The sequence below is a fragment of the Paenibacillus sp. FSL k6-2145 genome (assembly GCF_037976585.1).
Classification (GTDB): Bacteria; Bacillota; Bacilli; order Paenibacillales; family Paenibacillaceae; genus Paenibacillus.
In genome coordinates this window covers 1,409,482-1,436,147 of record NZ_CP150267.1, presented here as the reverse complement: position 1 = coordinate 1,436,147, position 26,666 = coordinate 1,409,482, and the positions used below count along the sequence as shown (strand labels likewise).

The following is a 26,666-nucleotide window of genomic DNA, read 5'->3' as shown; positions in this document are numbered from 1 at the left end:
CCTCTCCGCACCGTAAGGTTGGTTGGCGGAGGGGTTTTTCTTTGAAATAAAAGTGTAGATGGTTCTAGCATATAAGAGGGCTTGTTGACACAAGCTGTTTGTAACCTATTGTATGAATATTAAATGAACGAATTACTTGAGCTGAACGTGCATTTGGTTCCAACACTTGAGGAGGTACATGTAGTGCGTCAAAAATGGCTTTATTGGAATAACGCTTCTCGGAAGTGGTTGTGGCTCGTCGTTATTATCGGTCTGGTTGCGTCCATCCCTGTCATCAGTGATCGGGTGCAGACAGAATCTTCTGCCAAAAAGGTGGAGCTTGTCTTCAACTATAGAGGTCTGCTGGATATCTCCGCGTATCAGGCACATCCACAAGATTTCATGAATGAACAATTGACTCGTCTAAAAGACGCAGGCGTAACAACGATGGCTGTGTTCGAAAGTACATTGGACGAGCTGAGAAAGACACGCCGACTAATGGTGTACAATGGCCAAGATCTAGCGAACTTGACCAAAAATGTGATTCCTTCTAATGAAAATTACACGTATGTGTTATTTACATCGGAGGAAAACGCACAGACGTATACCCCTATTATTGAACAAACGTTCGCTGATCGGCAGATTCCGGTAGTACCATGGGAATATGAAGGTCGTAGCGGCTTAATATTGCAGACTCCTCCGGAGAATGCCAACATGCAGCCTTTGCAGCCCGATCCGGTTGCCGTGAAGATGCTGCGTGATAAAGGTTTCTACATTTTGCCGCGGATCTCGGACAGTGTGCCATACAGCCAGGAATCGATGGAGCGCTTGCTTACCTTCTTCGAAGAGAATGGCGTAAAGCGCATCTTGTTTGATGGTGATGCTGTGAAAGGGTACAATGATAATGCAGAGATGAAGAGTCTCGACCAATTTGCACAGTTGCTGAACAAGCACAATATTGGTCTTGCAGCCATTGAGAACTTGAAGAAACCGCAATCTGGATTCCAGACCCTTGCTTATAAAACGGATTACAACGTTACGCGTCTGTACTCCCTTAGTGATGGAGATGCCAATCTGGACGTAGACACAATTGCTGACCGTTTTGTTCTCGCAACCAAGGATCGCAATATTCGTATGCTCTATATGAATGCATCGCCAAGCCGGAATACAGCAAAGGCCATGATTACAGATCCAATTGAGAATCTGATCAACAGCCTGGGTGAGCCGGGTCATGCCGTAGAACGCATGGCGAAGCATGGATTCGAGCTAGGACAAGCTGAGGCATTTACAGTTAAGGATTCTTCGATTCAGCGTTATGCCAAGCTGGTTGCTCTTGTTGGTGCAATTGCCATGATTGCACTTATGGTTTCTTATTTTATCCCACTACTGACCTTGATCGCATTTGTGGTCGCTTTGGTGGGCAGTGCAGGATTGTTCCTCTTGAAACCAACGCTGCTGGAGCAAGGAATCGCCTTGCTTGTGGCAATCGCCGCGCCGACCATAGCGATGGTGCTGGCCGTTCGTACAGTGAACTATCAGCAACAGCGTCAACCCGACGCATCTGCGGGTCGTCGTTTGAAACAAACGTTGGTGTTATATGTAAGAACTTCGATTCTGTCATTCCTGGCGGTACCTTTTGTCATCGCATTGCTTAACAGTATTACGTACAGTCTGGTGATTAACCAGTTCCGCGGCGTGAGTCTGTTGCACTTTGCACCTATGGCACTGGTGGCGATCTATATTGTGTTTTACCGGGGTTCGGGATCGTTCTCTATTAAACAAATTAAGAATATTCTTCGTACACCGATTACCGTTGTAATGGTAGTACTGGGACTTGTTGCTGCCGTTGTTGGATATTACTATTTGAGTCGTACAGGTAACTCGGGTTCGGTTACACCATTCGAGATGTTCCTTCGTGTTGTGTTGGAAGATACGTTCGGTGTACGTCCGAGATTCAAAGAATTTATGCTGGGACACCCGCTGTTTATCGTTGGCGTGTTCGCCGCTTTAAAATATCGTAAAGTCATCTTTGTGCTCATTATTGCAGCGATTGGGCAATTGTCCATGGTGGATACGTTCGCGCATATCCATACGCCGGCTGTATTGTCACTCATTCGTGGAGTGATGGGATTGGGACTTGGCTTAATCTTCGGTATCATTGCTGTGGGTGTGTGGCAAGTAGCGGAAGGATGTTGGAAAAAATGGTCACCACTTCTCAAAAGTTAGTCATCTCGGGGTATTACGGATTCCGCAATAGCGGAGACGAAGCGGTGCTAAAGTCGATTTTGACAGCGCTGGAAGAGGAAAGCCAAAGGTCAAACATAACCATTGAACCTATTGTTCTCTCGGGTGATCCCGAGTCGACAACCGCCATGTACGGTGTGCGCTCCGTGCATCGCATGAAATTGAAGGAAGTCCGTGAAGCACTCAAGGAGAGCGACGGGTTAATCAGTGGCGGAGGAAGCCTATTGCAGGATGCAACTGGACTGAAATCCATTCCTTATTATCTGGGTGTAATCAAGCTGGCCCAGTGGCTGAAAAAACCAACGTTTATCTATGCACAGGGGATTGGCCCTGTGAATCGTAAATTTTTTAACCCGATGATCAAATCGGTCTTTAAGGCCTGTACTTATGTATCCGTTCGGGATGAACAATCGGCGGATTACCTGCGTGGGCTCGGGCTACAGTGGAATCAGATCCATGTTGTACCCGACCCAGTAATGGGTTTGCCATTACCTGAAACAAATTCGAAGGCTGTAGCAGGGGCTACTTCAGCAGATGCTGCTAACCAGGCTAAGCGAGTGGAACCTTCAACTGGGGGACATACCAAGCTTCCTGTGATCGGCGTTTCGGTACGTTTTTGGGAGTCAGACCGGAAGGAACTTACGGCTATTGCCGCCGGATTGAAAAAACTGTGTTCCAAAAGAGCGGTGCACTTGCGTTTTCTGCCATTTCATTTGCCGGTTGATGAACAGGCATCACGATTTCTTATGGAAATGCTCGGTGATGTGACCAGCAAAGGCAGCGAGATTAGCATCACAGAAGATCTGACCGACCCTCAGCTTATGCTGGAGGAAGTCAGCAAGTGTGATCTCGTCATCGGTATGCGTCTGCACAGTCTGATCTATGCGGCTTCGCAGTATGTGCCTCCGGTGGGCATCTCGTATGATCCGAAAATTGATCAATTCCTGCTTCGTCTCGATAGTGAACCAGCAGGCAAGACAGATACACTCGATGGGAACAAACTCGCTAAGACTGTTGTTGGACTGCTGGATCAACGTTCACAGTGGCTGAAGGAACATGAAGAAGGTATCACCCAACTGAAGCAGGAAGCCAGAGTGCCTGCACAGCAGATTATTAACTATTTAGGCCGCAAAGGATGAGATAAAGATGAGTCAGACCGGATCAATACCTACCGTTTCAATCTACGGCATTCCTTTTTCCAAACTGACGATGAAAGAAACGGTAAAGGTTCTCCAGGAAGCTGTGCTGTCCAAGCAGACACCACATCAGGTCATCACAGCCAACCCCATTATGGTTATGGCCGCATTGGAAAATCCCGCAATTATGGAAGTCATGCAAGCTGCGGAATTGATTGTTCCTGATGGAACAGGTGTCGTATGGGCTGCAAACTATTGTGGAGATCCAGTAGCTGAGCGAGTGCCGGGTTTTGAGCTGTTACATGAATTGCTGCGTGTTGGAGAAAACTATCGATGGGGCGTATATCTGCTGGGTTCCACCCCTGAGGTGATTCAAGAAACGGCAGTTCGGTTACAACAGCAGTATCCGGCGATTCGAATTGTGGGTTATCGCGACGGTTATTTTGGTCCGGCTGAGGATGAACAGGTTGTCGCTTCCATACGGAAAGCTGCACCTGATCTGTTGTTTGTAGCACGTGGGGCAGACACCCAAGAACCTTGGATTCACAAACACAAAGATGCACTGCAGGTTCCCGTAACCATGGGCGTTGGTGGCAGCTTTGATGTGATTTCGGGTAAAACCAAACGTGCGCCTATGCTGTTCCAAAAGTTAAGACTGGAGTGGTTCTATCGCTTATTGCGTGAACCAAGCCGGGCTGGCCGGATGCTTGCGCTTCCGAAATTCGCTGTTAAGGTGATGCGTGACAAAGAAAACGTGACGAAAGTCCGTTAAAAACAGGTAATTGCGAGATAAATGCGTGTTTTTGCTAGAAATTGAGGATGGCTTTTCGGGTGTGATGAGCGTATAATTCATTCCGGATTACATGTGTGCCACTCCATGAAAGCAGAAGCTGTGTCACAACACGAAAACAGAACCGTTACACTTGCCACTACGATTACAAGGCAACCTGTCGATCGCCGTTATCCCCAGATTTCCTTTTACCTTTTTCAAAGGATGAAATCCGGTGATAAATGCGAACGTTACACTTCTCTAGGTTTTCCTTGCACTCTCCGTTATCGTGTAACATGATTTTTCATCAAAAGTGACTAACAATATTTTTTTATATATAAAAAGAGATCAGGGGATTTATAATTTCGTACAGGTATTATAATTGGGGGTCGAATGTTCAAATGGTAGCGATCTTTATCATTGGATTTATCGTGTCAATGGGACTGGCTCTTGCCCTGACACCACTTGTCAAAAAGTTCGCAGTCCGCATTGGCGCAATGGATACGCCGAATGCACGTAAAGTACACACACGGATCATGCCACGTCTTGGTGGTCTGGGGATATTCCTGGCCTTTATTATTACAGTTGCGGCATTGCTTCCTTTTGTATCGGCATGGTTCACAACTCGGGACATGAGTTTTGTTAGCGCGTTTCTGATTGGTGGAACCATTATCGTACTGATCGGAGCACTCGATGATCGGTTTGAGCTGTCGGCCAAAGTGAAGTTGCTCGGTCAGATCGTTGCTGCTTCTGTCGTTGTATTCGGATTTAATATCCGGGTAGATTTCGTTAACATTCCTTTTCAGGATTCCTATTCTTCACTCGAAGCTTGGGTATCCATTCCGCTGACGATCTTATGGATCGTTGGTGTAACCAATGCGATTAACCTGATTGATGGTCTGGATGGTCTGGCAGCCGGTGTATCTGGTATTGCAATTGGTACCATTGCCGTAATGTCATTCCTCATGGGTAACATGATGATTGCCTTGATGTGCCTTGTGTTGTTGGGTAGTATTATCGGATTCCTGTTCTTTAACTTCCACCCGGCCAAGATCTTCATGGGGGATACCGGATCACTATTCCTTGGTTTCTCTCTGGCAATGCTATCTATGCTGGGATTCAAACAAATTGCTATCGTGTCCTTTATTACACCGCTGATCATTATCGGTGTGCCGCTCTCGGATACCTTCTTCGCGATTATCCGTCGTGCGGTACAACGGAAACCGATTTTCGCACCGGATAAAGGTCACCTGCATCACTGCTTGCGTGAACTTGGATTCAGTCACCGTCAGACGGTACTGATCATATACGGAATTGCCGCGTTCTTCGGAGTTCTGGCGATTATCCAATCTTCCGCTGCTATGTTCGAAGCGAACTGGGTAACATTTGTTGTCATCTGTATCATGATGTTCTTCCTCCAGGTGGGAGCAGAAGTCATCGGACTTGTTAGCAAAACGAGAAGACCGGTTATTAACTTTCTGATGCGCATGCGCGTCAAGCTGAATCCGGAGACCCGTTCGAAATCATAAATAGATAAATGTAATGGTTACAGCTATTCTTGAATATTATTCCAGACCCAACCTTATCCCTTGTGGATAAGGTTTTTTGTTTATTTTGAGATTTTTACTAAATAATTGGAACCTTTTGCCGATATATAAAGGTAACTGACTTAAAAAGAGGAGAGATGATATTTAATGCTGCGTATGAAAAAGCCAATTGTTTGGCTAATGCTGATAGCGCTGGTAGTAACTCTGATTCCTGCTGGCTATGCACCAGTTGCATCGGCCGCGGGACAGACAAGTTACTTTACTCCTGACAATGCTGGGAATGTCCAATTGAAAGATACAGTAGGACTGAAGTTGAGCGGAAACAGTGCCAATGCGGATGTGTTGTCTCGTACATCAGCTTTTGTTGTTACAGGAAAGGAACAGGTTTTAACAGGAACATTCACGAATGTTACAGGTTCAACACTCGGTGTGAATGTTCAGCTGATGAATCTCAAAGGTGACACTTGGACTCCTGATAGTACACGTGTTGCACCAGGGGTAGTAACTGTTGATCCTAATCGACCGGATAATCGGTTTAGATCAACCATTACACTGTTCCCAGGGATGAATAAAATTACGTTTACAGGTTCCCAAGGACCAAGTGAACGCTCTGAGAGTTTTTATATTTTATACGATTCCGTCCCATACATTGAGAAGTTGCAAGTCCTTGGTGGAGCGGATAACCTCAACTTGAATGAGGGATCTCAGGTTGTGGTTAACACCGGCGAAGTTACAATTCAAGGTGTTGCGCAGAACTCATCCAAAGTAACGATATCGTTGAATGGTGGCTCGGAGCTGCCTACATCACTATTGCAGGATGGTACATTCTTCTCTCCAGTACTGACACTAAAATCAGGTGAGAATACCCTAAGAATGACGATTGAGAGTGGCGTCGATAAGAAAGTATTTAATTATTCTTTGTTATATTATGATGAAACAAAACCATTCACTCAGTTGGATTTAATTGAAGGTGCAAACGGGCTGCCGCAGAGTATGCTTTCATCAGCTAGACCGACCTATGGAGGCACTCCTGCTAGTGCCAATGTGAAAGCACAGTTATTGCTTCCGGGAGCTGATGTTACTGAAGTTCCGGTCATTGATGTCGATGGAAATGGGAACACGGGTGTAAGTAATGTAAATGTGGAACATATCCCTAGCGTGGGACAAAACACACCGGCTTATGTCCTAATTTCCTTTGATATTAACCCGATCACATTCAACGGAGCTCCTGACCGATTACAGAATCATAGTCTATCGGTAGACTATGGGGATAAAAAAGTTACAACAAGTATGAATTTTGAATATGTACAAGATGCAGTTGTAATTACAGGATTGAAGTATCTTAGAGACTACAATGGGTCTGGTACTGTTCCAGATGGAATACCACTTGATGGTGCCAGCGTAAGTGGATCCAACTTTTATATTTTAGTGGAGACTAGCAGAGCACCGAGTGATCCAAAAACTTTGGTTGCGGACTATCTGCCTAGAGGAACAAGCACAATTACCGTGAACCATGTAGGTCCGCTTAGTGCGACAGATACTACAAAAAATATTTACGAGATTAAAGGGTTCAAAACGGGAAATCAAGTTGTTCAATTTAAGTATTCCGGATCGAGCACAGGTCGGAATGCAACGATTTCATTCGCTTCAAAGAGCTTTATCTCTGTAGAAAATCTTACTGATGGTCAAACTCATGATTTGAAAGACAATGCCACAGGCGTTCCAATTCTGGGTCAGTACATTGGATTTGATACGCTTAGCAGTCCATATTTTGTAGCTGAAATTTTTGCCAACGGTACAAAAGCATATTCTACTGAGGGTAGCGGAAATACGGATTTCCCACGCAAGTTGAACCTGGGGGCAGATGGAACAATTAATAGCGTGATCATTCCTATTGGAGAACCCGATGGCTTGTTATTTTTCGGTGAGAACCGAATTGTGCTGACAGGAACAACTAAGGATGAGAACGGACAACTTAAAGAGGTATCTAAGGAACTTCGAATCTATATTAATGATAATAATATTTCGAACATTCGAAACTTCCAACCTGCAATTACGAAAGGTCGACCAGAATTTATTGAACCATTAGACCAGGATGCACAATGGGTCAAAGATGCGTTCAATATGTCACCAGAGTTCGTATATGCTGATAATAAAATCACCACCAGCTTGAAGAACTTTGATATTGTCATTCGCGGAGCAGGTGCGACACGGATGAGTTTGAGCATGGGGACTCAGAAGATATTCGATCAGGACATTCCAGATGGAAACACGGCAACTTGGGACAATGCAAAGATTGATCCTCAGTATGCACTGGATAATGGTACTGTTACAGTTGACAGAGCAGGTCGCCAACAGGACTTTGTTATTCGTCTGCGTAATCTCAAAATGGATACACCAGGAACGTATATCTATACACTAGACCTCTTCAATCGGACGGGAGCGAAGACCAGTCAGAAACTTGAAATTGTTAAAGAAGTAACTGGATACCGTATTTTATCACCTAAACCGACTTCAGGTGATCGTGTAGTTGTAAATAAGAACTTTGTTCATTTTGACATCGAAGCAGAAGGTGCAACAGGGGTTATCATTGATAAAGAACCTGCACAGAAGCTGCAAGGTGTAGAGACAGATCGCTTTGTCCTGGATTATGTAGGGTTGAAGCCGGACAAATCTAATAAAATTAAACTAACCATTAACCGTGATGGTGTAACAACCACCGACACTATTGATGTATTCTACACAACAAGTCCAGGTATAGATTCCCAATACATGGCTCCGAAAGTAGCTAATAAGTATTCAGCCTTTAATAAAAAGCTGGAATTGAGTTTCCCGAAAGGTACAGTTATGGAAAGTACTGATATTCGCGGAATCAAGAAATTTTATCCAGACAATAAACTTCTCTTTGGTATCGCAGATCCCAATAATGGTATTGTAGAGCGTCGCAATGATTATGGTACTGTCATGGGCGTAGGTGCAGAGAGAGGTGAGGGTGACCCAGTCAACTTCGATGTACAAGAAGAATACTTCAGAAGATTTTCTGCCATTGTAGGAGATACATTGAACTTCAGTCCAATTTCTGATATTTATTGGGTCAGCGGTGGTCTGGGCGAATATGGTTCAAGAGATTCAACAACGTATAAAGCGCCGACGAATGGTATCGGACCGTATACACCTGACGCTCTATACGGAGATGTTAAGGTACCAGCGGAGCGTACAATCAAGCCTTCACAGCGTGGAACATTGACACTGACCTATGATTCAAATGTAGTAGATGATGCTGGAACGACTATCTCCGTCTTCTATTACACACCAGGACGCGAGTGGAAACGAATTGGTGGAGAAGTGGATTCCAAGAAACACACAGTTACTGTGCCATTTGATCAGTTCGGATATTATAAAGTCATGAAATTAAGAAGAAGTTACAACGACATCACGAATCATGGATGGGCTAGAAATATTCTGAATGCGTTATACGCTAAAGGTTTCATGCAACCGATTCGTTTCGAACAATTCGGAACAGATGATCGTGCATCCCGTGGCGAATTTGCTACCATTCTCGTGAAAGGATTGAACTTGCCGATTACTTCGGATAATAAACCTACATTTACAGATGTAGGAGCAGGGACAAGTTCATTTACGTGGGACTATGCAAGTATTGAAACGGCAGCCAGAGCAGGTATTGTATCAGGACTTACGGACGGAAACTTTGGTCCAGATCAACCTCTTACACGTGAGCAAGCAGCTGTAATGATCGCAAGAGCTCTTGAGTTAAAGTTAGCAAGCAATGATAGTAAGTTAACTAGTGCATTGGCCAAATCCTTTATTGACTCAGGAAGCATGGAAGCTTATTCAAGACCAGCGATACAAGCGGTTACGAAGGCTAAAATTATGGAGGGATCTCCAGTCACAGTAGCAGGTCAGAGCAAGCAACAGTTTGCGTTTAATCCGAAAGGGAATCTGACCCGTGCTGAAGCAGGCAAAATTGCAGTAGAGTTGCTTAAGAAGAGCACCAAAGTTTTCCCTAAAACCTTGAGTTAATTCATTTGATACATCGAATCAATTTAGAAAGGACCTGTCCCTTACTCTAAAGGGGCAGGTCCTTTTCATGGCTGTCAATGAATTGACATAGAGTACTTTTATAATAGAAGAAACAGAATTTTTACCAATAACTATTTTTGTAATTTGCTAGAGTTTAAGATACAATAACGGTAAATACACAATGATCTAGAGGGTGAAGTTAGCTAATGAAACCGATTTATTCGAAAGCCCAGCTGGGCTACATGAAGGCAAAGACACAGTTTGAGAAGCAGGCAGTCATTCTGGAGAAAAAGTTGGAAGATACACGCAAGACTCAGGAGATCTCTCAGGAAGTTATGGAAGGGCTTGTACAGTCCACTGGCTTCCATGATGCGTATAACAATCTGGTTCTGGCTGAGAATGAGTTGATTGAATGGTCTCACACGACGATGAAGCATGAGAAAACGTACCGTGAGAACAGACAACCAATTGACGATATGTATCTGAGATTGAACAGTGATCCAAGTATGCGTGCTCAAATTATTGAACTCGCGATGAAGATTAAATAACTTATATTTCCAGATGTGCAGGAAAAGCATCCCGATAGGGGTGCTTTTTTATTTTATTTTTTGTGAATTTTGTCGCTTCATAGGTTGAAGTTGCGGGTATAAATAAACGTTGGTAGCACAGACAAACCAGAGATCACAATTCCAGATTCATTGCTGTATCAACGGTTTGAAAAGGTTTTGAATGGCTTCAATACCCGCATTGTACCTATACATAAAAAAAATCAAAACTTTTTTTGTGCAATCCGCAACTTTTTGAAATCTACTGCGTTTAAAGTGTAGAGTCGAAAACATTGGGCCTGTTACCAAGAATGACCTCGTGAAGAATCTTGTCTATTTTTTAGAAAAAATTGCTTTACGCCACGAGAGACCCATTGTATAATACGTAAGGTAGGATTAGGAAACTACTCTATTTACGTGTGATTCTGCTTTATTAACTAGTTTACAAGTTTCTGTGATATGCTCACAGACATCATTTATATTAACTTGCTCACAACTCTGGAAAGGGGGTGCAACAATATATGAGGAATACGAGCGACCCTATTACTAAAGAAAATTCAAATGTTATGAACGCCCAAGGAGGAGAAAAAAAGGTTATGAAGAAAATTTTATCCGTAGCATTGTCTACAGCAATGGCATTCTCAATGTTTGCATCTGTAGCATTCGGTGACACAGCAGTTTCCCCGCAACAACAGTTTGATGCATTGAAAGCAAAAGGTATCTTTAACGGTTATCCGGATGGTACAGCAGGTCTTGACAAAGACATGACTCGCGCTGAGTTTGCAAAAGTTATCACTAAATTGCTGGGTCTGAAAGAGATCACTGGAACTCTTTCTTACACTGACAAAAACTACACAGCTAAAAACTGGGCTGTACCTTACATCGAAGCAGTAACTGCTGCGGGTATCATGGAAGGTAAAAACGTTGAGAAGAAAATCTTCGACTTCAACGGTAAAGTGACTGTGTCCGAGATGGCTACAATCCTGACTCGTGCATTGGATCTTGAAATCCCAGCTGAAACAAACAACACTGCTCCAGCTTGGGCTAAAGGTTATGTTCAAGCAGCAATCAACGCTGGTCTGGTTGATGCAAACACTAACTTCACAGCTAACGCTTCCCGTGAATTGCTTGTAGGCGCTGCTTACGCAATTGACGAAGCACAAAGCTTGAAAGTAACTAAATATGAAGTAAGTGAAGGCGGTAAAGTCGTTACTTTCACAATCAGTGACGGCGAAACTGTAAAGGTTACTTTGGATAAAGCTCTTGAAGCTAACAAAGAAACTGAAGTGAAATTTACTTACAAAGAAAAATCTTTCACTGAAAAAGTTACTTATGTTGTAGAAGCTGCAACTAAAGTACAATCCGCTTCTTCTGTTAACTTGAAAGAAGTAGACGTTGCTTTTGACGGTAAAGTAGATAAAGCTACTGCAACTGACAAAAACAACTACTCTGTGGATAGCAATTCCAAAGGAATCAAATCTATCACTTTGTTGGCTGACGGTAAAACAGCTCGCCTGTTGTTGAACGAATCCAGCAAATTCACGCAAGGAACAACTTACAAAGTAGTTGTTAAAAACGTGAAATCTTCTACTGGTACTGTATTGCCACAAGGTGAAGTTTCCTTCACATCTGCTGACAATGTACTGCCTACAGTAACAGAAGTTAAAGCTCTGGGAACTAAAGTTATCAAAGTAACTTTCTCTGAGCCAGTTGTAGCTCCATCAAGCAGCAACTTCCAATTGGATGATAAAGCTTTTGTTGGATCTGTAACTCCAGGTGCTAACCAACGTGAAGTAATTCTGCGTGACTACACAGGAACAATTTCTGAAGGTGCTCACAAATTGACAACTTCCATGATTGAGGACTTCGCTGGTCTGAAATCATTGGCAGCAACTACTGATTTCACTGTAGCAGCTGATACTGAAGGTCCTAAAGTGACTGAAATTTCCGCTACTTTGGAAAAAGTAACTGTAACTTTCGATGAAGAGATCGATCCAGCTTCTGTAACTAACGACAGCTTCTACTGGAAATCCGGTTCTTCTAATAAAACAGGTACAGTAACTCAAATCGCTTCTAACGTTTATGAAGTTGTATTCAACACAGACAACCGTCTGCCAGGATATGAGTCCACTTTGTTCGTAGAAGTTAAAGACTATTCCGGTAACGCTAACGCCGTGAAAGAACACAAAATCAACGCAACTGTTGACTTGGTTCGTCCACAAGTAGTTGAAACTACTTTCGGTGATCGTGGTAATAAAACTTTGACAGTACGCTTTGACAAAGCTGTTAATGCAGCTGACAAAAAATACTTCACAGTTAAAAAAGGTAATGATGTAATTCCTGTAAGCGACGTGTCACCAGCTGATGCATCAGGAAAAATCTTCTATGTTAACTTCTTCAACCCAGTTGCAAGTGGTACTTACAACTTGAAGGTTGCTGATGTTCAAGATACTACTGCTTTGAAAAATACTCTTGTTGAATACAATGGTACGTTTGTAGCAAATGATACTGCTAACCCGTCTATTGTTTCTACAGATTATAACCAAGCAAATCGTAAACTCACTTTGAACTTCGGTCGTGAGATGGATCTTGCTACAGTTCAAGCAAAATCTAACTACTACATTAAGTTCCAAAAATCAGGTGCTGATGCTAACTACATCTCTATTCCAAATGAAGTAACTGTTAACCCAGTAAATGGTGGTAAGTCCGTAGTACTTACATTCCCTGAGAATATTGATGGAACTGCTGTAACATTTGGTCCTACTGGTTCAGTTCAAGAAGTTAATGTTACTGGATTGAGATCTAAAACAGGCCAAGTAGTAGCACTGAACAGAACTACACTGGATTCAGCTACTGCTAACCAAGTTCAATGGACTGGTACTAAACAAAAAGACGCTAAAACTTTTGAATTGACATTCAATAAAGTTATTGCTAACGCTAATGTTGGAGATTTCCAAATCAATGGTAAATATCCATCTTCCGTAAGCATTGACGACAACGTTGTAACGTTGAAAACGTCTGACGATCAAAACAGTGGTGCAGCAATTACTGTGTTTGCGAATAGCTCTATCGAGACTTATTCCAACACTAAATTGAACCTACCGAGCAACACAACAGTTACTGTAAATAATGCTGTTGCACCTCGTGTAGATAAAGTATCTACTGTTAGAACAGTAAATGATACTACTAATAAACAAGAAATCGTTTTGACATTCTTGAACAATGTTGATACTGCAACTGATCAAGTTAAAGATGTAACTGCTGATATCATTGTTAGAGATACTACTTTGACTAACACACCTGCGTTGCAACCAAACGTTGATTATGTTGTTACTAAAATCGATGGTAAAGAAGTTACTGTAGAGCTTACGAAACCAGACTGGAATACAAAAGCATTGTCTGTAAAAGTAGAAAATGCTAAGTATTTGGTTGCTGCTAATAGCACTGTTAAAGCTGCTAATTCTGACCTTTATACTGTAGCTGCTCCAACTGAAGATAATGTTGAAGATGTTACAGTAAGTGGAACTAAGTACACTGCAGGAACAGACGCAGTTGCTGCTGTAACTCCTAATGCTGTAAATGGTGTGAAATTGGCTGGTATAGCAAAAGGCGTAAGTATTGATAGTGTTGCTTGGACTGAAGATGCTAGTATTGCTCCTGGTACTGTAGTAGCAACTGCAACTACAATCAAAACTAATGGAGTAACTGCTGCACAACTGGAAAACGCAATTAATAACCAAGCTGGTCTGCCGTATAAAGTTACTGATACAGCTGGATACGCTACACCTGCTGCACCTACTGATCCAGCAACTCCTACAGCTGTAGGTACATTCACTTTCTCTGGTGAAAAAGCAAAAGTAAACGCTACTTTTGAAGCTACATTGAGCAAAACAGTTTCATATCCAACTGGATTTACTGCAGGAACTTATAAAGTTACTATTGGTACTAAAACTTATGATGCTACTATAACTGGAACAAAACTCTTAGTAGATCTTGGTGACAGTACTAAAGCAGATATTCAAGATAAGAACTTGATCTTCGATGTTACTCTAGGTTCTTCTGTGAAGACTGTTAGACACGGTATCTCTGGTCTGTAATAACTGATTTATAGCAAAGAGTCGGGAATTTATTCCTGGCTCTTTGTTTTTTGTTTATGGAATTCTTATTTATTGATAAGCTAAAAATACAAATATCAACAGCATCGTAACTTTCTCCCTCTCTCAAACGTTTATACTATAAAGCAACAAGCAACTTATGGGAGGTTTGGAAGTGGATCATAAAAAGGTCATGATGACTTTGTTGGCGAGCATCTTGTTGATCAGTTCAAGTGGAGGTATCGCAGTGGCTACGAATACGAATAGCGTATCGGGCGATTTATTTCATAGCGGTTATACAACCCTGAAGAGATCCGAGAGCTTAGCAAAAACCAATTTTGTAAGTAAAATCGCATCCAAGAATGAATTACTTGCAGAAGATGTTAATGTTGTTGCTCCAAAAGTAAGCCTCGAAGTTGGAACGAGAATTCCCCAAATTAACAAACAGATCGAAATTCCATTTACACAAGACCTTGATACAACTAATCAAGAACTATATGCAAATGACTTGATTATCAGGAAACTGTCCCAATTGAACGTTCCTACATTAATTCCAATGATCGATTACAATACAGTAGTTGAGGGTAATAGTATTATTGTCACTTTTTTAGCAGATTATGCGGATGAATATACTGTACAAGTTAAAGATTCTCTTTATATTCGTGCTAATGGAATCCCGGCTTCACAGTCAGCATGGTACATTACAACACAAAACACCCAAGTGAACACAGAGATCCCTAAGGTTAGACTCGAAGTTGGAACAAAAATTCCCCAAATCAACAAACAGATCGAAATACCATTTACACAAGACCTTGATACAACTAATCAAGAACTATATGCAAATGACTTGATTATCAGGAAACTGTCCCAATTGAACGTTCCTACATTAATTCCAATGATCGATTACACTACAGTAGTTGAGGGTAATAGTATTATTGTCACTTTTTTAGCAGATTATGCGGATGAATATGCTGTACAAGTTAAAGATTCTCTTTATATTCGTGCTAATGGAATCCCGGCTTCACAGTCAGCATGGTACATTACAACACAAAACACCCAAGTGAACACAGAGATCCCTAAGGTTAGACTCGAAGTTGGAACAAAAATTCCCCAAATCAACAAACAGATCGAAATACCATTTACACAAGACCTTGATACAACTAATCAAGAACTATATGCAAATGACTTGATTATCAGGAAACTGTCCCAATTGAACGTTCCTACATTAATTCCAATGATCGATTACACCACAGTAGTTGAGGGCAATATTATTATTGTCACTTTTCTAGCTGATTACACGGATGAATATGCGGTTCAAGTTAAGGACTCTAGTTTCATTCGTGCCAATGGAATCCCAGCTTCACAGTCAGAAGTCTTCACAACAACTAGAAATGTTCAGGTAATAGAGTAATAAAAAAGCAACTATTGCTATGTAATAAATCCAACAACATCGTAACTTTCTCTCCCTGCTAAACGTTTATACTATAAAGCAACAAGCAACTTATGGGAGGTTTGGAAGTGGATCATAAAAAGGTCATAACGACTTTGATAACTAGTATGTTATTCATCAGTTCAAGTGGAGGCTTAGTAGCTGCCGCAAGTACACCAGCTAACTCAGGTAAACCTGCTACAAATAACAGCGCAACAACAAAGAAACAACAGACAACAACCACGAACAAAGTCGTACATACACTGGCCAAGGTACCTGCGGTCAAAGTAACTGCACGGAGTACTGTGAAATTAACCGACGTCAATATTTTGTCTCAAGACGACGGGAATACGGTGACGTATACACTGACGTACAAAAATAATGACAGTACACCGATGATGATGCTCGATTATTGGAGCAAAGTGAAAACAAAAGGTGGAACTAGCTTCTCTCCAAAGCTGATCGCCAAGGATCAGGAGAAAAAGACGGTATCACCGGGTTCCACGGTGGATCTCACATACGTTATGAAGGTTGGACGTGAAGTGAAATTAAGTGATCTGAACTTCCTGATTGTAAAATGGGATTTCAGTAAACCGAATTATGAAAGCACGCTGGGGAAATTCAATGTTCCCGCATCATATAGCATCACTACACCTGTAGGTAAAACGAAGACGGTTCGTTTGAGTGATTCAGCCGTCAAGGTTAAAGTCTCTGGTATTAAAGTGTATCCAGGTGAGAATAAGAAACAATACGTCAAAGTTGGCGTGAACCTGAATAATATCAGTTATAAGCTGTTGGATAATCCAAACATCAAGTGGATTCTACGTACACCGGGTGGTACGAATTATCCATTGACCCCGGATAAGGATAGTACAAGTGTGAATATACAGGCACAGGCCAACAAAACGTTAAATTTAATGGCATCATTGCCTACAGCGTTGAAACTGGAGAAGTCAGAATTACTGCTAGTGGAAGAACAAGGTGAAGAGAAGACTGCTCTACCGGTAGCTGCTCTACAGCTTCCTGAAGCTAGTCAAACCAATGTAAATGTAGCAGCGAATCAACCGAATATTATCTCGATTGATGGACAACCTGTATCGACTCTTCTGGAATCTGCTCGTGTCCGTGGCGAGGATGAAGAGTTCGATCTAACGATGCAGTGGGTCATTAAGAACCAAGGGAAAAAAGAAGTTAAGGTTCCCAAATACGCATTAGAGATCCGTACAGAAGATGGTACTTCGTATCCGATCGAGACGAAGGCATTAGATGATCTGAAGCTGAAGCCAGGTGCGACCAAAACGATCAAGCTGATCACTACGATCCAAGGGGATGGGGACACCAGCAAGATCAAACTATATGCCATGACACCGACGACCAAAGATGAGAGCAAAGAAGGGGAGACGTCTGGCGGAGGCGCGAGTGGTTTTGAGTTCTCCTATCCGGTTGGCATCTATGCTATTCCTGAATCCGTAACAAGTGGAGATGGACTTACAACGGAAACGGTAATTAAAAATAGTAAAGGTACATTCGGTGTATCTGTAGGCTCCTTGCAACGGCTTCCTTGGACAGACAGTGATATTATTGCTGCCAAGGTCACTATTCGTAATGCATCAGCCAAAACGGTCCAATTGCCTGAGCTGGAAGCGATGTTCACAATTGATTCCGCTAGAATTGATGGAGATACGAAGCTGATTAGCGCGCAAGGCGGCAAGTTGCTCGGTTCGGGGATGGTCATGGAAGCTTATCTCCTGACGAAGATTCCATCTGAACTCAACATGAGCCGTCTGGAATTGACGTTGCTGGAGAAAGTAAGTGAGGAAGAAAAGAATGATTGGATTACCCTTAGCACGTCCGGGTTAATTCAGCCCCTCTCTTATGTAGGCGAAGGGAAGACTTATACCCAAGGAACTTCTGATAAAGAAACAGAGCTGGGCATACGCAGAACGTATGTGTATCCGGGATCTTCGTCCGATATTGTATATACCGAATTCGAGATGACGAATAAGTCTCTGCGTCAGAGTGGCCTTGCGAAGTTGGTAGGATACTACAAAACAGCAGATGGTCAATATTACAAAGCAACTGCCAAGCAGGCAAACCGTGTACCAGGACCAGGTCAGAAGAGTATCGTGACGTTCTGGGCCAAAGTGCCGAAGAGTGTAAAAACATTATCTGATATGCGTCTGATTGTAGGTGAAGGGGTTGCTGACAACAAATTTGTAACCGGTGAAGGTGATGCAACGGCTTATGTTAATGCCATGTCATTTGAAGTACAGCCGAAATCATTATCTGTTCTATCATCTCTGAATGACATTGACTTGTATCCGTTCAAATTCTCGGGCAGCAATATTAAAGCTTACCTTACAGGTGGAACGGCAGTACAGATCGAGATGATCTACTCCTTAACACAGGAGGAAGCTGTGGATAGTGGAGAGTACGGACACAAGCTCGTTCTGTCTCTAACCGATGGGTCAGGAAAAGTGTTTGATAAAGAGATCACACCAGGAACCGATCTGAAGACAGGCATTAACCAGACGCTCAACTGGAGTATTGATGACACCGTGTTTGACAAAATACGTGGTGGCTCATATCGCGTTGCCCTGTATGATGTGTTCGAGGGACAACGGATCCGTTTAGCGGAACAAGGTTACAGTTACGATGTATCCAAATTGCCAAAAGAAGAACCGATCATCCCAGAGTTTCCGGAAGAGGGTTCTAATAATCCAAATAATAATCGGTAATCTGAACGAGAATTAAGATATTCTAAAGCTAAGACCTCGCTTCCACATCTGCGGAAGCGAGGTTTTGCTTGTCTCATGTCTATTTATTCTCTATAGTTAAAGTTAATAGATTACCAGAGGAGGAAAATGATTCACATGAAACCTTATATGAAAGTATCCCTCGCTGCGCTCGCCATTGGTGTTGGCGTGTGGGTTGGGTCGGTATACAGCAATACAGCCATTGGAGCAGGGACCAGCCAACCAGGTACAGCCGATGATCCAGTTGTAACGAAGAGTTACGTAGATCAGCAGATCCAACAGGCTTTGGGCGGTAAGATCCCGACTGGAGGCGGTAGTACCAGTACGGGGACAGACAGCAATGCAGGAAATGGTAACAACACCGGCTCTGCAGGAACCGGGAACTCCGGTAGCACAGGTGGAGACACATCCCTTCCTCCACTGGTCTCGGGCGCTTCTGAAGCCGTTGAGATCGTAACCGTGAAGCCGGGTCAACAGCTGATCGGGAAGTCTGGCGCGGAGTTCATTGTACGTAGCGGCAAGGCTGTGATCGTCAGTGAAGGTACGAATGGTGTAGCTGATCTGACGGACGGGATTGACCTGACGAATGGACAGGCAGCGCCGACCAATCACCTGCTCTCTTTTCCAAGGGATGGACGGGGGATCACGGTCTTGGAAGGAAACAAATACAGCTTAACCGTAATGGTTCGTGGTGGATATACTCTGAAATAGGATTTGTAGCTGTGAAAGGAATTATTCATTAGTCATACATTTCATTTGCTCAGATTACCCAGTTCTAACAAACATTAATACGGCTAGCCAACCTTGTTCCTGCTCACTCTATAACTGTTGACAATCATTTAATGGAGGTGCAGGAACCATGGCTAGAAGCAATCGCAAAGTGGTACCCGAAAGTCGTCAAATGCTGGATCAGATGAAGTATGAGATTGCTGCAGAGTTTGGTCTCAATGTGGGTTATGGTGGCAGAGGTTTGGCTGGTGCGGATACAGAATTTGGATCTGAACTGGGTGAAGTGAGTGATCATTCTTATGGGCAATACAAAGGGTGGGGACACCTGACTTCCCGCGAGAATGGATCGGTTGGTGGAGAGATCACCAAAAGGCTAATTCGTCAGGCAGAACAGCACTTATAGGGCATTTTCCTTACCCCGTTTCGTTTGACACGTCTTGACAAATACGTTAAGATGGCATTTGAGGTATGCAACCTTTTCCACTAGGGAAAGGTTGATTTTCGTTTGAGGCAATTACCTGAAAAATCCTTATCTTCGGTACTGCGGACCCTGCGTCCTTATTCCATTTTGGAAAGCTTCGAGGGTACAGTGAACGAATCGCTGTCATGTTTTGTTCGGGCAATCGCCATACTACTAGTTATGGGAGGTTGAAACTTCATGTCTGTTAAAGGCCGGCATCTATTTACATCGGAGTCTGTAACTGAAGGGCATCCGGATAAAATCTGCGATCAGATCTCAGACGCCGTATTGGACGCGTTTCTTGCAAACGACCCCAATGCTCGCGTAGCTTGCGAAGTTTCCGTAGCCACAGGCTTAGTGCTTGTCATCGGTGAAATCAGTTCAGCTTCTGAATACGTGGACATTCCGTCCATCGTTCGTAATACAATTAAGGATATTGGCTACACACGTGCCAAGTTCGGTTTTGATTATAACACTTGTGCAGTTCTGACTTCTCTGAATGAGCAGTCCGCTGATATTGCCCAAGGTGTTAACGCAGCGCTTGAGAACCGTGACCCGGAACAAGTCGCTCGTGAAACAGAAAACATTGGTGCAGGTGACCAAGGTCTGATGTTCGGTTTTGCAACGAACGAAACACCGGAACTCATGCCTTTGCCAATCGCACTGTCCCACCGTATCGCACGCCGTCTGGCGGAAGTGCGTAAGAACGGTACATTGGAATATCTTCGTCCGGATGGTAAAACGCAAGTAACGATTGAATACGATGGTGACAAGCCGGTACGTGTGGATACAATCGTGGTGTCTACTCAGCACGCTGAAGAGACTACACTTGCGCAGATCCAAAAAGATATCAAAGAACATGTAATCTTGCCTGTTGTTCCAGCCGAATTGCTGGATGAGCAGACTAAATATTTCATCAACCCAACAGGACGTTTCGTTATTGGCGGACCTCAGGGAGATGCAGGCCTTACGGGACGTAAAATCATCGTAGATACCTACGGCGGTTATGCACGTCACGGCGGTGGTGCGTTCTCTGGTAAAGATCCGACAAAAGTAGACCGTTCCGCAGCATATGCGGCTCGTTACGTAGCGAAAAACCTTGTAGCTGCAGGACTTGCAGACAAAGTGGAAATCCAGCTCGCTTACGCGATTGGTGTAGCCAACCCGGTATCGATCAACGTGGATACATACGGAACTGGCAAAGTCAGCGACGAGAAATTAGTTGAGCTTGTGCGTAACAACTTCGATCTTCGTCCGGCTGGCATCATTCGTATGCTGGATCTGCGTCGCCCAATCTACAAACAAACTGCTGCTTACGGTCACTTCGGCCGTACAGACCTGGATGTACCTTGGGAGCAAGTGGACAAAGTAGATCTTTTGAAAACTCAAGCAGGTCTGTAAGTTAGGTGCAATAGTAATGGAGCCCTTGATTCCGATAAGGAATTAAGGGCTTTTTTGTGCTTCCATCGATTTTACTGCTTGTCATGGACAAAGGAAAAATTATGGAATAATTCCCCAAATAACTAAATGAAATCCCTTCTCTAACCGAAATACATAATGAGGTCTGTACATCAGACAGGAGAAGAAATGCAGATAAGGGGGAAGATCAGTGGAATTGAAGAGAATTGCAAGAAAAGGCATACTTGGACTCTTGATCGTCATGCTAATAGCTCAAGGTTGGCTTACGGGTTGGAGAGGAATGGATCAAAGAGCATATGCTGGAGGTGAGTTAACTGCAAACGGAATAGTAAATACAGTTCCTGCGGTGAACGGCAAAAACGTCGATGGATCATCGCCTTTACGTATTGAATTTGCGAGACCCGTTTCAAAAGTAATCGGTCCGGAAAGTAAGATATCCATTAAACGTGTCAACGATGATTCTGAGGTTGTTTCTGTAGACGTATCCAGTGAACTGGTAACAATTGAAAGCACAGGGCCAATCACGAATCCTTCTGTACCTGTGAACGATACCGAACCGTCTACAGGAGAAGATACAGCTTCACCACCACCTGAAGGGAAATTTGTAAGCATCCAAATCCCAAAAGGGAATATTATTCCAGGTGGAACCTATTACGTTCAAATTGATGCAAATGCATTTGCTTACACAGATGTTGAGAATCTTACTTTATTTCCAGGATTATTGAACAAAGCGTGGACGTTTAGTACTCAAAATATAGGCTTGCCGGCAGTTACAGGCAAGAGACCCCAGAACGCAGCAGTTCAGGTGAAGCCTTCGGATCATCTGACAATGTCGTTTAGTCTACCGGTTTTTGCTGGAGCAGGCACGCTTCAGATTTATCAAGGGAGCGTAACAGGAACTGCATTTGAAGCAATTCCAATCACGTCTAATGGATCATCCCGTATTTCAGGATTAGGAACTCAGACGATTACGATTGATCCTGTGAAAAATTTTAATAATAATAGTACATATTACATTGTAATACCTGAAGGTTTTTTGCGAGATCAGCAGGGAAATGACATCCGTGGAATCAGCGGCATGGATTGGGGATTCAATGTGCAGTCGGACCCAACTTCCCTGACGGTGTCTACGTTGTCTCCTACCAATGGCACCACGAATGCGCCTTTGTCGGGCAATCTAACGGTGACGTTCAACAAGGAACTGGACCGTAGCTTCCCAGGTCAAGCCATTCTCAAGAAAGCAAATGGAGCAACCGTTGGTTCGACGACAACCTTTAGTTCGAACAACAGACAACTGATTATTACGCCAACAAGCACATTAGAGAATAATACGAATTATGTTGTCGATATTCCTGCCAATACGTTTCGTGATCAAGCAGGTAATACATTCGCAGGTTTGAATGGGTCTACATCATGGGCTTTCAAAACCTTAAGCAGAGATACAACATTACCTGTAATTAAAAGTGCCAAGATGCACAGTAACAACACGATTCGTCTAACGTACGACAAGTGGCTTAGCAGCATCAGTCCACTGAGCAGCAGTTATACCGTTACCGTGAATGGAGAGAAGCGAAACGTTAGTTCCACTTATATTTCAGGTGACAGTGTATATGTTGTCTTGGATACGGGTGTAGCGGTAGGACAGGTTGTGCGGATCGCATATGCACCCGGTACTACAGGTAATCGTCTTACAGATCAATCTTCCAATGCTGCGGCTGCTTTTGGCGCAAGAGATGTGGAGAACGGTTTAGATTCTGTCATGTCCAAGCCGCGAGAAGGTAACGTGTATTACAGTACAATTACGTTGTACTACCCTGAGACGGTATATATCACTTCAAGTGATGCAGCAAGACAATTCAGTGTAACTGCGGATCAGTATGCTGTAGGCATCAATAGCATATCGATCAATGGTAGCTCTGTCGTGACATTGAACCTCAGTCGATCCATTACGGATGGTGAAGTCGTTCAGGTTGCATACACGCCAGGTTCATGGCCTGTAAAAGATACACGTGGACAGGCTCTTGCTGGATTCAGCGGCTTCTATGTCCGCAATTCAATTGATACCAAACCACCTGAGTTTAAGAGTGCTGAGGTGAGTGGTAACAAGTTATGGGTACGTTACAATGAACCACTGAATACGACGAATAAACCGCTCAACAGCCAATATTCTGTTCTGGTCGATGGTAAGCCAGTCTTCGTTAATGATTCTGAGATCGAAAATGATCTGGTTACGTTAACGCTGGCTTCAGCGGTGAAGGATACACAAAATATATCGTTATCATATGTACCTGGAGCGTTGAGATTAACGGATCTGAACAATAATCCAGCAGGATATCTCAATCTGACTCCAGTAACGTACACATATGGAAATGGCAAAATCCTGTCGGCTACGCTTCAGGGAGACACGGTTCAAATTAATTTCCGTGATTCAATCCAGTCCCAGGCTGCACTAACAGCATCTCAGTTCAGTGTAGTGATTGGTAATTCAACCACAACTGTATTGTCTGCTTCAGCTTCTGGCTCTGTGGTGACGTTGAAATTGGATACTTCAGCAGTAACATCGACAGCTACTCAGACGGGAACAGTGAGTTATGTACCTGGGGCAGTGCCGTTACGGGATGCGTCGAATGTCACGATAACAGCATTTGGTCCACTTACGTTACAACAGACGAATAATAGTTCCAACAACAATAATCAGTCGGGAAATCGTCCTTCCTGGTTGTCGGAATTGGATGCACCGAGCTATGGTCAGTCTTTACTTGTAATGAATAATACTACGGGTTCTGCTGTATCTGCGATGTCCCACTATAACCGCCCGACTCGTCAATTCAACGTGGATGCAACCAAGTTGCTTCAGTCCTTTGAATACGCTGGAGCAAACGGGAAATTGACTCAGCCGGTGGTATTTGAGATTCCGGACAGTGAATCGGCTGCATATGTTGGATTGCCGTTGAATGCACTGACTCAGATTGCTGCAAGTTATCGTACAGGCACTATTGGTGTGAAATATGGAGATCTTCTCTGGACGGTGCCACTGTCTAATTTAGATATGGCGGCTATGAGTCGGAGTGTAGGAACGTCAAACACAAGTACAACGACAGGAGCAGCAGTTCCATCCTTATACGTTCAGTTAGAGACGGTACCTGTGTCTTCATCGGGGACGATGGAAGGCTTGATTGCAGGTGCAGGAGCACAGAAGCTTGGCAACTATACGGACGTATATTTGTATGCCGGTAATGGAACAAGCGATCAACGTGTGGATCAGAATGTCAAAAGCCAACTGGCCATGCAATTGGCTGCCAATACCCCAAGTTTAACATCTGGATTTACGTATATTGATCCAGTAACGTTTAGGTTATCCAATGTACCTAGTTCCTTTAAAAATACGACAGGTGGTGTAGTTGTCCGAGGACAGCTGAATGGCAATCAGTCGGTAGTCCCTGTTAACAACATCGTTAGTTATCCGGATACGGCGTCACACTGGGCTAGTGAGGTCATTAAGGAACTCTCAGCCAAATGGATTATTAGCACACCGGCTGGTTCCTTCTACCGACCAAATGAGAACATTACACGTGCGGAATTTGCTGAATTGGTTGCTAGAGGTCTTGGACTAAATGGAGAACCTACCGCAGCAAGTCGTTTTCAGGATGTTCGTAGCGGTAGTGTGACAAGTGCTTATATCGGTGCTGCAGCCGAAGCGGGGATCATTACGGGAAATACCGATGGTACCTTTAAGCCGGATCGCCCTATTACGCGTGAGCAGATGGCGCTTATGATGGTTCGGGCGATGAGCTACGGTGGCAAAACAGTCTCACTTCAATCCTCCGCTACTTCGACGTTGTCCAAGTTCAAGGATAGCAATAAAATTCAGTCCAAGGATTCTGTTGCCAAAGCAGTGCAAGAGGGAATTATTCAAGGCATGACAGCGAGAACATTCGAACCCCAAGGGAACGCGACTCGCGCTCAGGCAGCAGTGATGTTGAAGCGGGTTTTGGATAAGTTGGAATATCTGTAATAGTAATTAGCTCTTTTATCTTAGTGAAGCGAAATCGATCAGGGGAATAAGTTCAACTGATTGGTTTCGCTTTTTTATATCATAAGTCATGAATTTCATGAATAGAGGGTGTAGATTTGCTGAGAAAAATACTAGTATTCTTCCTCATTTTGGGGTTAATATCCATACCATCATTGGTTTATGCTCAAAATAATAAAGAACCCATACAACTGTACGTAAATGAAAAGCCTACAGACATTAAACTAATAACAAAATCAGGAACGGTGTATGTTCCTTTTCGAGAGTTTATTCAACTAATGGGGTACCGAGCGGACTACTCAATAGAAAGTCGCGAAATTTTTGCTAGAACGGATCATTCGGAAACATATTTTGTACCTGATGTAGGATACTTTGATGATAAGGAAGGATATATCGAGTTGGAAAAACCAGGTATATTAATTGATGGGAAATTCTATCTTCCAATTCGATTTGCTGCTTGGTTTACAAAACATTCGGTGGCTTATGATCGAAAAGAAAACACCGCTCGAATGGTGGAGTACGGCTATGGTCAAGAAACAGCGATACTTGATCTAGTGAGAACTTATGATAGAGCTTTTTCTGTAAAACTATTAGCTTCAGACCATATGCAGAGATCTTATCTGACTGATAGTAAGATTGCACCCCAAGTGAGCGAAATCCCTGATCGAATCTACAATGTTGATATAACAAACATTACATACGAATCTGCAGACCAGGCATTATTGTACGTTACTTATATTCATAATAATCAGGTAATAAATGATCAACATGAGGTCGTATTTCGAATTATAAAGGAGAACAATCAGTGGAAAATACTTCAGGATCGATATCTTTCCAGTAATACTACGCTTCCAAAAGATATCGATAAATCTGTACATACGATAAAAGAGAATTTTAATGAGAAGCAACAAAATATCCTATCTGACCTCAGGCAATATTATAAAGCGTTTAATCAGAAAGACTTTGATTTAACGTATAAATATACTTCACCATTTGATATTGAACGAATGAACGCAAATGCAGTTGATGAATGGAGAACATGGGACCACATTACAAGAGCTTCCTTTGAGTATGGAGACACTACGTATCATATGTCTAATGAACGAGTCGTGTTTCTTGGGGAGAAGCAAGCTGTTGTTCATGCAACCTTGGAATGGAGCTACATCTCAGAGAACATAGAGCAGAACCATTCTATATATGAGGCGCTGATCTACCTCGATTACGCCAATGGGCACTGGAATTATAGTTATGATCATGACATTAGTGAGAACGAAGAGGACCCCAATCGAATGTTACCCGAAATTCATTTCCCAGAGTTAAATTGAAAATATAACGAATATCAGTATACAGATAATTCCCATGTATGAGTAGCTAATTGCATACATGGGTTTCTTTTTGCCAAGAATCCCCTCAAAGTTAGCTAGGGGCGTAACTTTTTCCACAAAAAGCAGTCTATTAATAGAAGAGTATACTAGAGATCTCGCT

14 protein-coding genes are annotated in these 26,666 nt (G+C 43.0%); all 14 read left to right on the top strand.

The window, feature by feature from the left end:
* The first annotated feature begins 183 nt into the window (after nucleotides 1–183).
* The 14 genes from NZ043_RS06355 (at nucleotide 184) to NZ043_RS06290 (ending at nucleotide 26,506) form a co-directional block, all read left to right on the top strand.
* The gene (locus tag NZ043_RS06355; RefSeq protein WP_339311068.1) at nucleotides 184–2,205 is read left to right on the top strand and encodes a DUF5693 family protein; all 2,022 of its coding nucleotides are present in this window, start codon (nucleotides 184–186) and stop codon (nucleotides 2,203–2,205) included.
* A complete protein-coding gene (csaB, locus tag NZ043_RS06350) occupies nucleotides 2,181–3,362 on the top strand; it encodes a polysaccharide pyruvyl transferase CsaB (RefSeq protein WP_339311066.1) in 1,182 nt (393 codons plus the stop codon). The genes NZ043_RS06355 and csaB overlap by 25 nt, the downstream gene beginning before the upstream one ends.
* A 7-nt stretch (nucleotides 3,363–3,369) precedes the next feature.
* Entirely contained in the window at nucleotides 3,370–4,131 is a 762-nt protein-coding gene (locus tag NZ043_RS06345; RefSeq protein ID WP_339311064.1) for a WecB/TagA/CpsF family glycosyltransferase, read from the top strand.
* A 398-nt stretch (nucleotides 4,132–4,529) separates the two neighbouring features.
* Complete coding sequence (locus NZ043_RS06340) at nucleotides 4,530–5,657, top strand: MraY family glycosyltransferase (protein WP_036612523.1); 1,128 nt, start codon at nucleotides 4,530–4,532, stop codon at nucleotides 5,655–5,657.
* Nucleotides 5,658–5,822: 165 nt separating this feature from the next.
* The gene (locus NZ043_RS06335) at nucleotides 5,823–9,716 is read left to right on the top strand and encodes an S-layer homology domain-containing protein (protein ID WP_339311062.1); all 3,894 of its coding nucleotides are present in this window, start codon (nucleotides 5,823–5,825) and stop codon (nucleotides 9,714–9,716) included.
* A 206-nt stretch (nucleotides 9,717–9,922) separates the two neighbouring features.
* Entirely contained in the window at nucleotides 9,923–10,264 is a 342-nt protein-coding gene (locus NZ043_RS06330; protein ID WP_339311061.1) for a hypothetical protein, read from the top strand.
* Nucleotides 10,265–10,782: 518 nt separating this feature from the next.
* Complete coding sequence (locus tag NZ043_RS06325) at nucleotides 10,783–14,358, top strand: S-layer homology domain-containing protein (protein ID WP_339311060.1); 3,576 nt, start codon at nucleotides 10,783–10,785, stop codon at nucleotides 14,356–14,358.
* A 172-nt stretch (nucleotides 14,359–14,530) separates the two neighbouring features.
* A complete protein-coding gene (locus NZ043_RS06320) occupies nucleotides 14,531–15,766 on the top strand; it encodes a hypothetical protein (protein ID WP_339311059.1) in 1,236 nt (411 codons plus the stop codon).
* Between the two features lie 107 nt (nucleotides 15,767–15,873).
* The gene (locus tag NZ043_RS06315) at nucleotides 15,874–18,522 is read left to right on the top strand and encodes a hypothetical protein (protein WP_339311058.1); all 2,649 of its coding nucleotides are present in this window, start codon (nucleotides 15,874–15,876) and stop codon (nucleotides 18,520–18,522) included.
* Nucleotides 18,523–18,657: 135 nt separating this feature from the next.
* Entirely contained in the window at nucleotides 18,658–19,251 is a 594-nt protein-coding gene (locus NZ043_RS06310) for a hypothetical protein (protein ID WP_339311056.1), read from the top strand.
* 148 nt (nucleotides 19,252–19,399) lie between these two features.
* Nucleotides 19,400–19,672: an alpha/beta-type small acid-soluble spore protein gene (locus NZ043_RS06305; protein ID WP_017691962.1), complete on the top strand. Its 273-nt coding sequence runs from the start codon at nucleotides 19,400–19,402 to the stop codon at nucleotides 19,670–19,672.
* Nucleotides 19,673–19,927: 255 nt separating this feature from the next.
* Nucleotides 19,928–21,130 (top strand): methionine adenosyltransferase, encoded by a 1,203-nt coding sequence (metK, locus tag NZ043_RS06300; protein ID WP_091036339.1) that lies wholly within the window; start codon nucleotides 19,928–19,930, stop codon nucleotides 21,128–21,130.
* Between the two features lie 208 nt (nucleotides 21,131–21,338).
* Nucleotides 21,339–25,163 (top strand): SwmB domain-containing protein, encoded by a 3,825-nt coding sequence (locus tag NZ043_RS06295; RefSeq protein WP_339311054.1) that lies wholly within the window; start codon nucleotides 21,339–21,341, stop codon nucleotides 25,161–25,163.
* Between the two features lie 116 nt (nucleotides 25,164–25,279).
* Nucleotides 25,280–26,506, top strand: coding sequence for a stalk domain-containing protein (locus NZ043_RS06290; protein WP_339311053.1), 1,227 nt, complete (start codon nucleotides 25,280–25,282; stop codon nucleotides 26,504–26,506).
* Nucleotides 26,507–26,666 lie beyond the last annotated feature (160 nt).